Annotated in this window: 13 protein-coding genes and 1 riboswitch; of the genes, 8 read left to right on the top strand and 5 right to left on the bottom strand. The window is 66.0% G+C overall.

Translation table 11 applies throughout. The features are described from left to right. From C100_RS26630 to C100_RS26595, 8 genes are all read left to right on the top strand, one after another. A partial coding sequence (locus C100_RS26630) for an SPOR domain-containing protein (protein WP_024018061.1) occupies positions 1 to 753 on the top strand: 753 nt, incomplete at its 5' end. 10 nt (positions 754 to 763) lie between these two features. Continuing rightward, positions 764 to 1,924: a deoxyguanosinetriphosphate triphosphohydrolase gene (locus tag C100_RS26625; RefSeq protein WP_024018060.1), complete on the top strand. Its 1,161-nt coding sequence runs from the start codon at positions 764 to 766 to the stop codon at positions 1,922 to 1,924. Positions 1,925 to 1,978: 54 nt separating this feature from the next. Continuing rightward, positions 1,979 to 2,078: riboswitch (glycine riboswitch) on the top strand. Positions 2,079 to 2,247: 169 nt separating this feature from the next. Further along, positions 2,248 to 3,399, top strand: coding sequence for a glycine cleavage system aminomethyltransferase GcvT (gcvT, locus tag C100_RS26620; protein WP_024018059.1), 1,152 nt, complete (start codon positions 2,248 to 2,250; stop codon positions 3,397 to 3,399). A 60-nt stretch (positions 3,400 to 3,459) separates the two neighbouring features. Next, positions 3,460 to 3,831, top strand: coding sequence for a glycine cleavage system protein GcvH (gene gcvH, locus C100_RS26615; RefSeq protein WP_024018058.1), 372 nt, complete (start codon positions 3,460 to 3,462; stop codon positions 3,829 to 3,831). A gap of 129 nt (positions 3,832 to 3,960) precedes the next feature. After that, complete coding sequence (gene gcvPA / locus C100_RS26610) at positions 3,961 to 5,319, top strand: aminomethyl-transferring glycine dehydrogenase subunit GcvPA (RefSeq protein WP_024018057.1); 1,359 nt, start codon at positions 3,961 to 3,963, stop codon at positions 5,317 to 5,319. Then, positions 5,316 to 6,890, top strand: coding sequence for an aminomethyl-transferring glycine dehydrogenase subunit GcvPB (gene gcvPB / locus C100_RS26605; protein ID WP_024018056.1), 1,575 nt, complete (start codon positions 5,316 to 5,318; stop codon positions 6,888 to 6,890). The genes gcvPA and gcvPB overlap by 4 nt, the downstream gene beginning before the upstream one ends. Further along, complete coding sequence (locus C100_RS26600) at positions 6,887 to 7,516, top strand: DUF938 domain-containing protein (protein WP_024018055.1); 630 nt, start codon at positions 6,887 to 6,889, stop codon at positions 7,514 to 7,516. Before gcvPB ends, C100_RS26600 begins: the two co-directional genes overlap by 4 nt. 53 nt (positions 7,517 to 7,569) lie before the next feature. After that, positions 7,570 to 8,493 carry a hypothetical protein gene (locus C100_RS26595; RefSeq protein WP_024018054.1) on the top strand — a complete coding sequence of 308 codons (924 nt, stop codon included), beginning with the start codon at positions 7,570 to 7,572 and terminating at the stop codon, positions 8,491 to 8,493. Here the strand turns inward: C100_RS26595 and C100_RS26590 are convergent. The 5 genes from C100_RS26590 to C100_RS26575 all read right to left on the bottom strand — a co-directional run. After that, positions 8,450 to 10,456: an ATP-binding protein gene (locus C100_RS26590; protein ID WP_024018053.1), complete on the bottom strand. Its 2,007-nt coding sequence runs from the start codon at positions 10,454 to 10,456 to the stop codon at positions 8,450 to 8,452. The two genes, C100_RS26595 and C100_RS26590, sit on opposite strands and share 44 nt — an antisense overlap. Before the next feature lie 111 nt (positions 10,457 to 10,567). Beyond that, positions 10,568 to 11,830 (bottom strand): serine palmitoyltransferase, encoded by a 1,263-nt coding sequence (spt, locus tag C100_RS26585; protein WP_024018052.1) that lies wholly within the window; start codon positions 11,828 to 11,830, stop codon positions 10,568 to 10,570. 97 nt (positions 11,831 to 11,927) lie between these two features. After that, a complete protein-coding gene (locus C100_RS26580) occupies positions 11,928 to 12,173 on the bottom strand; it encodes an acyl carrier protein (protein WP_024018051.1) in 246 nt (81 codons plus the stop codon). A 118-nt stretch (positions 12,174 to 12,291) separates the two neighbouring features. Next, positions 12,292 to 12,570, bottom strand: coding sequence for an ETC complex I subunit (locus tag C100_RS0123830; protein ID WP_031308545.1), 279 nt, complete (start codon positions 12,568 to 12,570; stop codon positions 12,292 to 12,294). Positions 12,571 to 12,626: 56 nt separating this feature from the next. After that, a partial coding sequence (locus C100_RS26575) for an ATP-dependent helicase C-terminal domain-containing protein (protein ID WP_024018050.1) occupies positions 12,627 to 14,120 on the bottom strand: 1,494 nt, incomplete at its 5' end.

Below are 14,120 nucleotides of genomic sequence, written 5' to 3'. Positions count from 1 at the left end.
AGCGCTTCCGCGTCACGGCCGCCCGTCGTGCAGGGGCCACCTGCGCCCGGCTTTGAATCGATCGACAATCCGCCGCCCGTCGCCAACCCGCCTTCGGACGCAGGCGCGCAACTCAACGCCATCGCGTTGGCCCAGGCATCGACGCCCGCCGCCGCGCCCCCGGCGACCCAGCCGACGCCGCCGCCAACGGCCATGGTTGAGCCGACCGCGCCAGCCTCGCCCCAGCCCAGTGCCGAGGCGACTCGCACCCTGGCCGACATCATCCGCGCGATCGACGTGCCCGATGCCGAGCGGCGGCCGACCGTCGCGGCCGTCGACCTGAACGAAATCGCGGCAATGCAGGCCAAGCGTCGCGCCGAACGCGAAGCGGAGGCCGCCGCCGCCGCGCAGAAGGCGAAGAAGGAAGCCGCCGCCAAGGCCAAGGCCGAAGCGGCCGCCAAGGCGAAGAAGGAAGCCGAGGAAAAGAAGCGCCTCACCGACAATCCGTCGCGCAACTGGCTTCAGGTCGGGGTAGGGCAGAGCAAGTCGGCGCTCGCCTTCACCATGAAAAGATTGCGCGGCAAATATGACAGCCTGGCGCCGCAGGATGCATGGACCGCCGGCTGGGGCCAGACCAACCGCCTGCTGGTCGGTCCCTTCGCCAGCTTCACCCGCGCGAAGGAACTGGAAACCAAGCTGAAGGCGGCCGGTGCGGATGCGTTCGCGTGGAAAAGCGACGCGGGGGAGGTAGTCGAGAAGCTGGGAGGCGAGTAAAGGGCGGCGCATGACGATGCTCGCCCCCTATGCCTCGCACCCTGCCGCCAGCCGTGGCCGACTCCATGCCGAACCGGGGGGCGAGATGCGCGGGCCGCGCGACGTCTTCCAGCGGGATCGCGACCGGATCATCCATTCGATCGCCTTTCGCCGCCTGCGCCACAAGACGCAGGTGTTCGTTTCCCCCGATGGCGATCATTTTCGCGTCCGCCTGACCCACAGTCTGGAAGTCGCGCAGATCGGCCGCACCACCGCGCGCACCCTGGGGCTGAACGAGGATCTGACCGAAGCATTGTGCCTGGCCCACGATATCGGCCATCCGCCTTTCGGCCATGCCGGGGAGGATGCGCTGGAAGCGGCGCTCGACCATCATGGCGGCTTCGATCATAACGCCCATACGCTGCGCACGCTGATGCTGCTGGAAAGCCCCTATCCGCGCTTTTCGGGACTGAACCTCAGCTGGGAAATGCTGGAAGGGCTGGCCAAGCATAATGGCCCGATCGACCGGCCCGGCTGGGCGATGCGCGAACTGGACGCGCTCTTCCCGCTCGACCTTGCGAGCCACGCCTCGCTGGAGGCGCAGCTTGCGGCGATTTCCGACGACATCGCCTATGACAATCACGATATTGACGATGGCCTGCGCGCCGGGTTGCTGACGCTCGACCAACTGCTCGAAGTCCCCTTCGTTCGCCATTGCTGGGACCGGGTCCGCGCCCGCTATCCCGACATTGCGGCCGACCGGCTGCTGCGCGAACTGGTGCGCGAACAGATTGGCGTCATGGCCAACGACCTGATCGATTCCACCCGCCGCAACATCGCCGAATCCGGCGTCGAGACGGTGGAGGATGTCCGTGCGTTTGGCCGCACCCTGGTCTGTTTCTCACCCGAACTGACGGCGCAGGAGCGGGATCTCAAGCGGTTCATGTATGCGACGCTTTATCATCATCCCGATCAACTGGCCGCCGCCGACCGCGCGCGGGTGATCGTGACCGACCTGTTTGGCGCTTATCAGGCCGATCCGGCGCTGATGCCCCCGGAATGGCGCGATGACTGCGCGCTGGCGGAGCCGGCCCGCAGCCGCCACATCGCCGACTTCATCGCCGGCATGACCGATCGCTATGCCGAAAAGCGCCATGCGGAAATCTATGGCGCGCTCGCGCTGGCGGATTGACGCGCTGGCTGCTTTGCCGCAATGCCTGAGACGTCTCTGGCGGATTCGTCCGCCGGGCATGATGCGGGAGAGCATGGGAAGCCTTTGAGGCCACCCCGTCGCCGAAGGAGCAACCGCCCCGGAATCTCTCAGGCCAAAGGACCGCATCGCGCGCAAGGCACTCTGGAAAGCGGACGGCTCGACCGTCCCACCGAAGGGGTAAGCCATCGGGCCGCAATGCCCATGGTCAAAGCTCTCAGGTTCCGTGACAGAGGGGGTGGCAGCCGACTGGTCCTTGGGGCAGTATCGGGCCGTCGCCGCACTTTTCATCACGGAGGCCGCTTATGTCCGGCAATGACGACGTCGCTCATCTCGAAGAAGAATTGCCGCTCCAGCATCTGCCGCTGGATGGCTGGCATCGGGCGAAAGGCGCGCGCATGGTTGGCTTCGCCGGCTATCACATGCCGATCCAATATGATGGCATCATGGCCGAACATAGCTGGACCCGCGAACATGCCGGCCTGTTCGACGTCAGCCATATGGGCCAGCTCACTTTCTCCGGCGAAGGCGTGGACGCGGCGCTGGAACAGTTGCTGCCCGGCGACATTCGGGGGCTCAAGCCCTTCCGGCAGCGCTATTCGATGCTGCTCGACGAAGAGGGTGGCATTCTCGACGACCTGATGGTCTCGCGCCTGGGCGACGGCGCCTTCGATGGGGCGGACATTTACATGGTGGTGAACGGCGCCACCAAATATGACGACATGGGCTGGATGATCGAACATCTGCCGGACGAAGTCGTGATGAACCATATGGATGAGCAGGCGCTGCTTGCTCTTCAGGGGCCGGAAGCGGGCGAGGCGCTGGCCAGCCTCATCCCGGAAACCGCCGACATGATCTTCATGCAGTCTGGCCTGTTCACCTGGCGCGGCGTGCCATTGTGGATCAGCCGATCGGGCTATACCGGGGAGGACGGGTTCGAGATCAGCGTGCCGGCCGACGACGCCAGGCTGCTCGCCGACGCGCTGTGCGCCCTGCCGCAGGTGAAGCCCATCGGCCTTGGCGCGCGCGATTCGCTGCGGCTGGAAGCCGGTCTGCCGCTCTACGGCCATGACCTGACGCCCGCCGTCAGCACCATCGGCGCTGACCTGGGCTTCGCCATCGGCAAGCGCCGGCGCGAGGAGGGGGGCTTTATCGGCCATGCCCGCGTGATGAAGGAACTGGCAGACGGTCCTGGTGCAAAGCGTGTGGGCCTGACCATCGAGGGGCGCCTGCCCGCTCGTGAGGGCGCACCCATTTATGCCGGGGCGAACCGGGTGGGCGAAGTCACGTCGGGCGGCTTCGCGCCGACCGTCGGCGCGCCGATCGCCATGGGCTGGGTCAGCCTGCCCCATTGCGCCATCGGCACCGCGCTGGAGATCGAAGTGCGCGGCAAGCGCATTGCCGCTGTGGTTGCGCCGATGCCGTTCGTTCCACATCGTTACCGCCGCAAGGCCTGATTTTCGTCTGTTTTTTATTGTCGTGATTTTTAGTCAGATCACTCCGAGGGGAATATCATCATGAGCCGTTATTTCACCGACGAACATGAATGGATCGATGTCGAAGGCGGAATCGCCACTGTCGGCATCACCGATTATGCGCAGGAACAACTGGGCGACATCGTGTTCGTCGAGCTGCCCGCCGAAGGCGCCAGCTTTGAAAAGGGCGACGACGCCGCCGTGGTCGAATCGGTCAAGGCCGCGTCCGACGTTTATGCCCCGATTTCGGGCGAAGTCGTCGAAAGCAACAGTGCGCTGGAGGATGAGCCCGCGCTGGTGAACAGCGACGCCGAGGAGGATGGCTGGTTCTTCAAGCTGCGCATCGCCGACGAAAGCGAGCTGGAAGGGCTGATGAACGAAGCCGCCTACAAAAAGTTCGTGGCGGCGCTTTGATTTCAAATTCCCCTCCCGCTTGCGGGAGGGGTTAGGGGAGGGCGTGTAGCGCCATCTCCGTAACAGGCCCTCGCCCAGCCCCTCCCGCCAGTGGGAGGGGAGCCATATGGGAGAGCGGGGAGAAGAAGAATGCGCTACCTACCCCTGACCGACGCCGACCGGGCCGAAATGCTGTCCGTCATCGGTGCGGCCTCGATCGACGATTTGTTTATCGACGTGCCTGCCGAAGCCCGCCTGCCGGGCACGATTCCCGGCCTGCCCGATCATGCCAGCGAACTGGCGGTCGAGCGCCATATGGCGAAACTGGCGCGGCAAAATCTGTCGGCGGGGGAAGCGCCCTTCTTCCTGGGCGCGGGCGCCTACAAGCATCATGTTCCCGCCAGCGTCGATCATCTGATCCAGCGCGGCGAATTCCTGACCGCCTACACGCCTTACCAGCCCGAAATCGCGCAGGGCACGTTGCAGGTGCTGTTCGAGTTTCAGACCCAGGTGGCGCGCCTGCTGGGTTGCGACGTCGCCAACGCCTCCATGTATGACGGCTCGACCGCCTGCTGGGAAGCGATCGGCATGGCGCGGCGGATCACCAAGCGGGGCAAGGCGATGCTGTCGTCCGGCCTCCACCCGCATTATGTGTCGGTGGCCCGGACCATGGCGAAGTTCACCGGCGACGATCTCGCTTATGCGACGCCCGAACTGGGCAGCGAAAGCGACATCAACGCGCTGATCGCCGGCATCGACAAGGATACGAGCTGCGTCGTCGTCCAATATCCCGATATTCTCGGCCGCATCGCCGACCTGACCCCGCTCGCCGACGCCGCCCATGCGGCCGGCGCGCTGCTGGTCGCGGTCGTGACAGAGCCGGTGGCGCTGGGCGCGATCCGATCGCCGGGCGAGATGGGCGCGGACATCGTCGTGGGCGAAGGCCAGTCGATCGGCGTCGGCCTTCAGTTCGGCGGCCCCTATCTCGGCCTGTTCGCGTGCAAGCAGAAATATGTCCGACAGATGCCGGGCCGCCTCTGCGGCGAGACCGTGGACGCGGCGGGCAAGCGCGGTTTCGTGCTGACCCTTTCGACCCGCGAACAGCATATCCGCCGGGAAAAGGCGACGTCGAACATCTGCACCAATTCCGGTCTGTGCGCCCTGGCCTTCAGCGTTCATATGACGCTGCTGGGTGAGAAGGGGCTGCGTCAGCTGGCGGGTCTCAACCATGCGCTTGCCGTGCAGGCGGCCGATCGTCTGGCGAAGGTGCCGGGTGTTTCGCTGATAAATTCCAGCTTTTTCAATGAGTTCACTCTTTCCCTATCAAAGGATGCGCGGGAAGTCGTCCGCAACCTCGCTGACAAGGGCGTGCTTGGCGGCGTCTCGCTCGGCCGCCTCTTCCCCGATGCGCCGGAGATCGGCAACGGCCTGATCGTCGCGGTGACCGAGACGGTCACGCCGGAGGACATCGAAACCTTCGCCGCCGCGCTTGAGGAGGAACTGGCATGACCATGCTCAAGGAAGGCCGCCCCACCGCCCCCATCCCTGTCGAGGACGCCCATATGGCCCCCGCTACCGTCACCGGCAATCGCGCCCTGATGCTGGAAGAAAAGCTGATCTTCGAGATCGGGTCGAACGACACCACAGGTGTCGACTTCGCTGTCGTGCCAGAGGTTGCCAGCCGCCTCGGCACGCTCGCCCGCACTGACGCGATCGGCCTGCCGGGTCTGTCCGAACAGGAAACCGTGCGGCACTATACCCGCCTCAGCCGCCAGAATTATGCCATCGACCTTGGCCTGTTCCCGCTCGGCAGTTGCACGATGAAGCATAATCCGCGCCTCAACGAAAAAGTCGCGCGGATGCCCGGTTTCGCCGATGTCCACCCGCTCCAGCCGCAGTCCACGGTGCAGGGCGCGCTGGGCGTCATCAACGAACTCGCGGTCTGGCTGATCCAACTGACCGGGATGCACGGCGTCGCCATGACGCCCAAGGCGGGCGCCCATGGCGAGCTGTGCGGCCTGCTCTGCATTCGCGCCGCGCTCGAAGCGCGCGGTGATGCGCGCCAGGTCGTGCTGGTGCCCGAAAGCGCGCACGGCACCAATCCCGCCACCGCCGCCTTCTGCGGCTATAAGGTGGAGGATATTCCGGCGACGCCGGATGGCCGTGTCGACCTTGAAGCGCTCAAGGCGCGCCTTGGCCCCGATGTCGCAGCGGTGATGATCACCAATCCCAACACCTGCGGCCTGTTCGAACGCGACATGAAGGTGATTTCCGACGCGGTTCACGCCGTCGGCGCCTTCGTCTATTGCGATGGCGCCAACTTCAACGCCATCGTCGGCCGGGTCCGTCCCGGCGACCTGGGCGTCGATGCCATGCACATCAATCTGCACAAGACCTTCTCCACCCCCCATGGCGGTGGCGGCCCCGGCTCCGGCCCGGTGGTGCTGTCGGAGGCGCTGTCGCCCTTCGGCCCGCTGCCCTACACCGCGCGCATGGCCGACGGGACGATCCACCTGATCGAGGAGGAGAATGTCGGGGAGGAAATGCCGCAGAGCTTCGGCCGCATGAGCGCCTTCCACGGCCAGATGGGCATGTTCACCCGCGCGCTCGCCTATATTCTCTCCCACGGCGCGGACGGTCTGCGTCAGGTGGCGGAGGATGCGGTGCTCAACGCCAATTACATCCTGCGCAGCCTGGAAGATGTGCTGGACGCGCCCTTTGGCGGCAGCGGCCCATGTATGCATGAGGCCCTGTTCAGCGACAAGGGGTTCGCAGACGGCTTCACCACGCTCGACATCGCCAAGGGGTTGATCGACGAAGGCTTCCACCCGATGACCATGTATTTCCCGCTGGTCGTCCATGGCGCGATGCTGGTCGAACCGACCGAGACGGAGAGCAAGGCGGCGCTCGACCAGTTCATCCTGGCGCTGCGCAGCCTGGCGCAGCGCGCCAAGGCGGGGGACGACGCGCTCAAGGGCGCGCCCTATCACGCCCCGCGCCGCCGCCTGGACGAGACGCTGGCTGCGCGCAAGCCGGTGCTGACCTGGAGCGAGCCGGAGATGGCGCAGGCGGCCGAGTGAGCATCTGGGTGCCGGGCGAAGCCGCGGCGGCGGGTGACAAGCGCCACGCCCCGGCCACGGCGCGCAATCGCGACGCGATTGTTGCAGTCCTGCACGATGCCTTGCCATCCTCCGGCCTGATGGTGGAGGTGGCGAGCGGCAGCGGCGAACATGCTGTCCATTTCGCTGTCGCTTTTCCCCATCTCGACTGGCAACCGACCGATCCCGATCCGGCGGCGTTGGCGTCGATCGCGGCGTGGCGAGCGGACGCCAGCCTGCCCAATCTGAATGCGCCCCTGCAACTGGATGCGGCGGGCGACTGGCCGGTGAGCCGGGCCGACGCCGTCCTGTGCATCAACATGGTGCATATCTCGCCCTGGGACGCGACGCTGGGTCTGATGAAGGGAGCGGGAGCGCTGTTGCCGCCTGGCGGGCTGCTCTATCTTTACGGTCCCTATCTGCGCGACGATGTCGAAACCGCGCCCGGCAATCTTGCCTTCGACGCTTCGCTCAAGGCGCGCGATCCCCGCTGGGGCCTTCGCCGCGTCGCGGATGTGGTCGCAGCGGCGGCGGTGCAGGGTCTGGTCTTTGACCGGCAGGTTGACATGCCCGCCAATAATCTGTCGCTGCTGTTTCGTCGACGTTGATCCACATCAACCCTTCGACAAGTGTGAAGTGAGCCGATAAAGGGCTAAGGCCCATGCCCAACCAACTCCTCTCCCTCGTTTCCGCTGAACTCTCCGCGCCCGCCGATCCCCGCGCCGCCGCCATGGCGGGCGCACTGGCGGCGAAATATCCGCAGGCGGCCCGTGCCGTCCTATTTTATGGCTCCTGCCTGCGGGAGGCCAATCTCGACGGGTTGATGCTCGACTTCTACCTGATCGTCTCGGACTATCCGGCGGCTTACGGGAAAAGCTGGCTGGCGCGCGCCAATCGCCTGATCCCGCCCAATGTTTTCCCGTTCGAACATAATGGCCTGCTCGCAAAATATGCCGTCTTGTCGGAAGCGGACTTCGCCCGGCTCAACGGTCCGGCCGCGGACAATGTGTCGGTCTGGGCGCGCTTTGCCCAGCCTGCGCGCCTGCTCTGGGCGGCCGACGACCTCGCCCGCCAGCGCGCCGTCGCCGCCGTGGCACAAGCTGTGCCGACCCTGTTCGACCTGACGTTGCCGATGTTGCCGCCCGGCGTGGATCATGACCTGCAGGACATCTGGAAAACCGGCTTCACCCTGACCTATAATGCGGAATTGCGGGCGGAGAAAAAGGGGCGCTCGGTTTCGATCGTGGACACCGACCCGGATCGCTACGCCCGTTTCGGTCAGGCAGCGCTCGCCGGACTGGCCAGACAAGGCGGCCTGGGACAGGGGGGAGAGGTGCCCAATACCATGTCCCCATTAAAGGCTGCCGCCCGCTGGCGCCGCCTGCAACGACGCGGCAAGCGGCTGTCGATCCTGCGCCTGGCCAAGGCGAGCTTCACCTATGCCGGCGGGATCGACTATCTCGCCTGGAAGATCAACCGCCACGCCGGGACTGCCATAGCGATCCAGCCGTGGCAGCGGCGCTGGCCCCTGCTCGGCGCGATCACTCTGCTGCCGCGGCTGTTCCGGGGCGGCGCGATCCGCTGAGCACGGCGCCCAGCGCCTGGCCCAGGGCGGCCAGCGTATAGGGCTTGCGCAGCACCGCATGGTCCTGGAAATCCGCCCTTTCGTTGCTGTCGCCGGCATAGCCGGTGACGAACAGCACCGGCAGATGCTGGAACGCGGGCGGCAGGGCGCGGATCATTTCCGGTCCGGTCATATCGGGCATCAGCACATCGCTTATGATGAGGCCGATGTCGCCATTATGGGCCAGCAGCCGGGCCGCCTTTGCCGGATGGTCGCAGGCGATCGGCAAATGCCCCAGTTCCGACAGGGCGGCCATGGTCTGGTTCAGCACGCGCGGATCATCCTCCACCACCAGGATGCGGGTCGGCGGTTGCTCCACCGGCGCGCGGGCGAAGGCGCCGGCGTCGGGCGCCGCATCGTCCGCGTTCAGCATGGAACGGGGCAGATAAAGTTGCACGCTGCTGCCCTTGCCGGGCTCGGATTCGATGCGGATTTCGCCCTCGCTCTGGCGCACCAGCCCGAAAATCTGGCTGAGGCCCAACCCGGTGCCCTTGCCGACCGGCTTGGTGGTGAAGAAAGGCTCGAACACGCGCGCCAGAACGTCGGGCGTCATGCCGCAGCCGTTGTCGGCGACGGTCATCACCACATAATCGCCCGCCGCGCATTCGCCGATCTCACCCGCAGACAGCACCGCCCGGCCGGTGGTCAGCGTCAGCCGCCCCCGTCCATCCATGGCGTCGCGGGCATTGACGCACAGGTTCAGGATCGCATTTTCCATCTGATGCTGGTCGACGAAGATACACCAGCCCTGCGCCTCCTGTCGGAAGATGACGATGATCTGGTCGCCGATCGTGCGGTCGATCAGGTCGGCCATGCCGGACAATAGCGCGTCGGGATCGACTGCGGCGGGCAGCAGCGGTTCGGACCGGGCGAAAGCCAGCAGCCGGCGGGTAAGGGCGGCGGCGCGCCCTGCGCCCTCCATCGCATTGTCAAGATGCCGCGCCGCTTCCTCGGGCTTGAGCCGCAGCTTGCGCTTGGCCAATTCCAGCCCGCCGACGACCACTGCCAGCATATTGTTGAAATCGTGCGCGATGCCGCCGGTCAACTGTCCGATCGCGTCCATCTTCTGCATCTGGCGCAGATTATCCTCAGCGGCGGCCCGTTCGCCCGATTCACGCTTCAACCGCTCATAGGCGTCCGACAATTCGGCGGTGCGCGCGCGCACGGCGGCCTCCATCCGGTCGGCGCGCTCGGTCTCCAGTTCCGCCTGCCGCCGCGCGTTGCGCCGTTCGGTGAAAGCGACATTGGCGAACCAGGCGGCGAACAGCACACACACCAGCAGCACCAGGCCGAACAGGCGCCAAGTCCGACCGACCCATTCGGTTCGGTCCCCTGCCAGCGATACGGCCAGGCTGCGTTCACGCAACCGCGCATTTTCCGCTTGGATCACCCGATCGAGCAGCGCCGTGATGCGCTGCAAGTCGCGGCTCTTGCCTGCCTGATGGAATTTGGCGAGTGCCGCCATCTTCTGGTCATAGGTGGTGCGCAGCCCGATCTCGCTCAGCGTCTTGCCGCGCTGTTCGAAGGCATGTCGCAGCGCTTCGACATTGCCCCGCTGCCAACCCGACCCGCGCGTGGCGTAATGCAGCGCCCTCAGCTGGTTGGCGGCGCCGCGCCACTGGTCCTGAAACAGGCGGCCCGTATCGGGGTCCAGGCTGATGACATAACGGGCCAGCGTGACTTCGGCCCGCGCGGTGCGCGCCTCGAAGCCGCGGGCGAGCGCAATGATCTCGAAGCTGCGCTGTTGTTCGGCAAGCGCCCTGCCATGATCGCGCGAGGCGTTGCTCGCGGTGTAGAGCAGGGCGCCCAGCGATCCGATCAGCAGTGCGATCAGCAACAGCGGCACGACGCGGCGCAAGACGCCGCGCCAGCGCCGGCCCGGCAACTCTCTGCCCTGAGCATCCCGATGATCGTTGTCGGCCATGGACCGTTACACTAGCCGAACAAGGTTAAAGGTGAAATATCACAAGCAAAAAGTTCCGGGCCGCTTAGCCGTTCCATCGCAGCTATGGCCCGGCCGGCCGTCAGGTAGCGGTCAGGGGGTCGCGCCGGTCGCCTTGCCGGCGGCGGCGAACATGGCGATGATCTGTTCGACCTGTTCGTCGCTATGGTCCGCGCACAGCGAGCAGCGCAGCAGGAAAGTACCGGCCGGGGTCGCCGGCGGACGGGCCATGTTGACGTAAAGCCCCAGCTCCAGCAGCGCCTGCCACATCGCGACGGCCTGGGCCTGGTCGTTCAGGATGACGGCGATGATTGCCGATTGCGGCGTCTGCGTGCCCAGCGTGAAGCCGAGGTCAGTCAGGCCCTGGTGCAGCCGCTTGCTGTTCTTCCACAGATGCGCGCGCTTCTCGCCGGCGTGCATCAGCTTGCGGATGCTGGTGGCGGCGGTGGCGACCACGCTGGGCGGCAGCGAGGCCGTGAATACATAGGGGCGGCAGACCAACCGCAGCACTTCGAACTTGGGATGGTTGGAGACGCAGAAGCCGCCGACCGTCCCGACCGACTTGGAGAAGGTGCCGACGATGAAATCGACGTCTGCCTCGACGCCCTGTTCCTCGTAAACGCCACGGCCATTGGGACCGAAAAAGCCCATGCCATGGGCTTCATCGACGAGGATCATGCAATTGGGATGCTTGCGGATCGCCGCGACCATGGCGGGCAGGGGGGCGATGTCGCCCAGCATCGAATAGACGCCTTCCAGCACGACCAGCTTGAGCGCATCGGCGGGCAGGCGGCCCAGGCGCTTGTCCAGATCCTCGACGCTGTTGTGGCGGAAGCGGACGATGTCGGCATCGCCCAGGAAGCAGCCATCATAGATGGAGGCATGGCTGTCGGCATCCAGGATGACATAGTCGCCCTTGCCCGCCAGCGTGGAGATTGTGCCCAGATTGGCCTGATAGCCGGTCGAAAACACCATGGCGCCGGCCATGCCGTAAAAGTCCCTGAGCGCGTCCTCGACCTCCCGATGCCCCTGATAAGTGCCGTTGAGGACGCGGCTTCCGGTGGTGCCGGCGCCGAATTCGTCCAGCGCCTTCTTGCCCGCCGCAACCACGTCGGGGTCGAATGTCATACCCATATAATTATAGGTGCCGAGCAGGATCGTATCCTTGCCCTTGATGACGGCCTGGGTCGGCGACTTCACCTCATCCATCACGATCGCAAAGGGATCGCGCACGCCCGTCGCCAGCAGCGCTTCGCGCTCGGCGATCAGGGGATCGAATTTGGAGAAAAGGTCGCGCGCATTTGCCGTTGCCGCAGGAGTGCGGGCATCGTTTGCGGTGGCGGCTGCTTCGGTCATAGCGTAATCCGTTCAGGTAGAAACGCCGTTCGGTTCGCGCTTGACGAGCAGCATGTGCCGGGTTCTCGACAAGCTCGAACCGAACGGAACAAGGGTATCAGGCTGCCTTGAGCTTGGCGACCGCGTCCACCAACTGGCCGACGGTTTCGATCTCGGCCTGCATGTTCATGGTGATGATGATGTCGAATTCGTCCTCGATCGCGGCGACGAAGTCCATTACCGTCAGGCTGTCCCACTCCAGGTCGCCGGCGAAGCTGGTGGCTTCGGTCAACTCGACGCCCTTCTTGTTGAAGGGTTCGATCTGCGCGGCGACGCTGTCGAAAATTGCGTTGCGATCCGTCATTATCGTGCAAGTCTTTCCGTCAAAGCGCGGCTTTTGCCGCCTTGGCCTGCCCTTTGGCAAGCGAATAAGGCGTCAATCGGGCAGCATCGCGCCCGAATGTGCGACCGGCAATCGCTGCTCAGCGAAAATTGTCGGCGTAGGCCTGAATTTTCAGCGTCTTGGGCGGCGTGGGGATCAGCGTGTAGGCGATGCCATTTTTGTCGGCATAGGCGATCGCGGCCTCGGGCGAGGGGAAGTTGAGCTTCACCTGCTGGAGCGTATCGCCCGAACCGGCCCAGCCGGTCAGCGGATCGGGCGTCTTGGCTTCCGCCTGCGCGAATTCCAGCACCCATTTATGAGTCAGCGCCTTGCCGGACTGCATGGCGTTTTTCTGGATCTGGTAGATGCGCGCGGTCATCGCGTTGGGACTCCGTAAAATCGTCATGCTGCGTTGCACCAGCCGCGTGCCCCAAGTCAAGACTTGGCGCGGGCGTCGGCCCTTTTGGTGCGCAGCGTCGCACTGGCGGCGGCGGGATCGTCGGGCCAGGGATGGCGGGGATAGCGGCCGCGCATTTCCTTTGCGACGTCGCGCCAGTTGCCCGCCCAGAAGCCCGGCAGGTCGCGGGTGGTCTGGATCGGCCGGCCGGCGGGCGAAGTGAGCGAGAGGACGAGCGGGATGCGCTGCGTCCCCACGACCGGATGTTCGGACAGGCCAAACAGCGCCTGCACCCGCAATTCGACGCGCGGCCCGCCTTCGGCCGCATAGTCGATCGCGTGGGCGCTGCCGGCGGGCGAGCGGAAATCCGGCGGGGCGAGCCGGTCGAGCTGCTGCTTGCCGTCCCAGCCGATCAGCCCTTCCAGCACGCCAGAGAGTTGCGAGCGGTCGATGTCGGACAGGCGGCGTTTGCCGTCGAGCAGCGGGGGCAGCCAGTCGTCGAGCGTCGCCATCAAGGCGGCGTCGGACAGGGCGTCGATTTGCGCGAAGGTCGCGCGTGTGCGCAATGACAAGGCCGCCTCCGACCAGGGAAGCAGCTCCAGGCCGCCCTGAATAACCCCTTGTATTAAAGCGACTTTCACGGCTTTCGGATCGGGCCGGTCATCGGCGCCGGACGTCAGCCGCACCGCGCCCAGGCGGCGTTCGCGCAGCGCCTCTATCCCGCCATTGGCGGGGCGAAAGCGCACGGTGCGATGCTCCTCCACGCGCGCGCCGAACAGGGCGATCACGTCGGCCTCGCTGATCGGCGCGGCGGACAGGATGCGCGCGCCCGCCGCGCTGCCCTGCACTTCGCCCACCGCCAGCCATTCCTCCCGCGCCAATGGGGAGAGCGGATCGAGCCGGAAGCCGCGCCCGCCCACGCTGGCCCAGTCCGCGCCATCGGCGGAGCGGCGTTTGGCGACGCGGTCGGGGAAAGCGAGGGCGAGGCAGAGGCCGACCGCCTCACCGCCCGCGCTGACAGCGCCCCTCGCTTCAGGGAGGGGAATTTTTGAAGGGAGGGGCGACGTGAGCTTCGCCCACCGCTTCGCCAGCCCCCTTGCCGCGTCGGCGCGCTTGCCGCTTTCGCGGCGCCAGCGTTGCCGCCGCGAGGTGAGGTCGGTGTCCTGCCCGCCGATACCGCGCTCACCCAGCAGCACGGCGACCTCGGCGGCGGTATCGGCCAGCCCGATGTCGCCCGCGCGCACCAGCATATGGGCGATCCGGGGCGCGAGCGGCAGTTTCGCCAGCGCCTTGCCATGGGCGGTGATCCGGCCGTCGGCGTCGAGCGCGTCCAGCACGCGCAGCCGTCCGCGCGCTTCGTCGATCGCCGCGGCGGGCGGCGGGTCGAGCCAGCGCAACGCGCCCGGATCGTTCACGCCCCATAATGCGCAGTCGAGCAGCAGGCTGGAGAGGTCGCTTTCCAATATTTCGGGCGGATCGAAGGGCGGCATCCCCGCGCTCGCCGCCGCTTCCCACAGGCGATAGGCGACGCC

The organism is Sphingobium sp. C100 (assembly GCF_000508185.1).
Classification (GTDB): domain Bacteria; phylum Pseudomonadota; class Alphaproteobacteria; order Sphingomonadales; family Sphingomonadaceae; genus Sphingobium.
This window is presented reverse-complemented; position numbering and strand designations above follow the sequence as displayed.

Excerpts from the sequence above, each read along its gene's own strand:
- C100_RS26625 (WP_024018060.1), top strand. The coding sequence starts at position 764 with ATGACGATGCTCGCCCCCTATGCCTCGCACCCTGCCGCCAGCCGTGGC.
- gcvT (WP_024018059.1), top strand. The coding sequence starts at position 2,248 with ATGTCCGGCAATGACGACGTCGCTCATCTCGAAGAAGAATTGCCGCTC.
- gcvH (WP_024018058.1), top strand. The coding sequence starts at position 3,460 with ATGAGCCGTTATTTCACCGACGAACATGAATGGATCGATGTCGAAGGC.
- gcvPA (WP_024018057.1), top strand. The coding sequence starts at position 3,961 with ATGCGCTACCTACCCCTGACCGACGCCGACCGGGCCGAAATGCTGTCC.
- gcvPB (WP_024018056.1), top strand. The coding sequence starts at position 5,316 with ATGACCATGCTCAAGGAAGGCCGCCCCACCGCCCCCATCCCTGTCGAG.
- C100_RS26595 (WP_024018054.1), top strand. The coding sequence starts at position 7,570 with ATGCCCAACCAACTCCTCTCCCTCGTTTCCGCTGAACTCTCCGCGCCC.
- C100_RS26590 (WP_024018053.1), bottom strand. The coding sequence starts at position 10,456 with ATGGCCGACAACGATCATCGGGATGCTCAGGGCAGAGAGTTGCCGGGC.
- spt (WP_024018052.1), bottom strand. The coding sequence starts at position 11,830 with ATGACCGAAGCAGCCGCCACCGCAAACGATGCCCGCACTCCTGCGGCA.
- C100_RS26580 (WP_024018051.1), bottom strand. The coding sequence starts at position 12,173 with ATGACGGATCGCAACGCAATTTTCGACAGCGTCGCCGCGCAGATCGAA.
- C100_RS0123830 (WP_031308545.1), bottom strand. The coding sequence starts at position 12,570 with ATGACCGCGCGCATCTACCAGATCCAGAAAAACGCCATGCAGTCCGGC.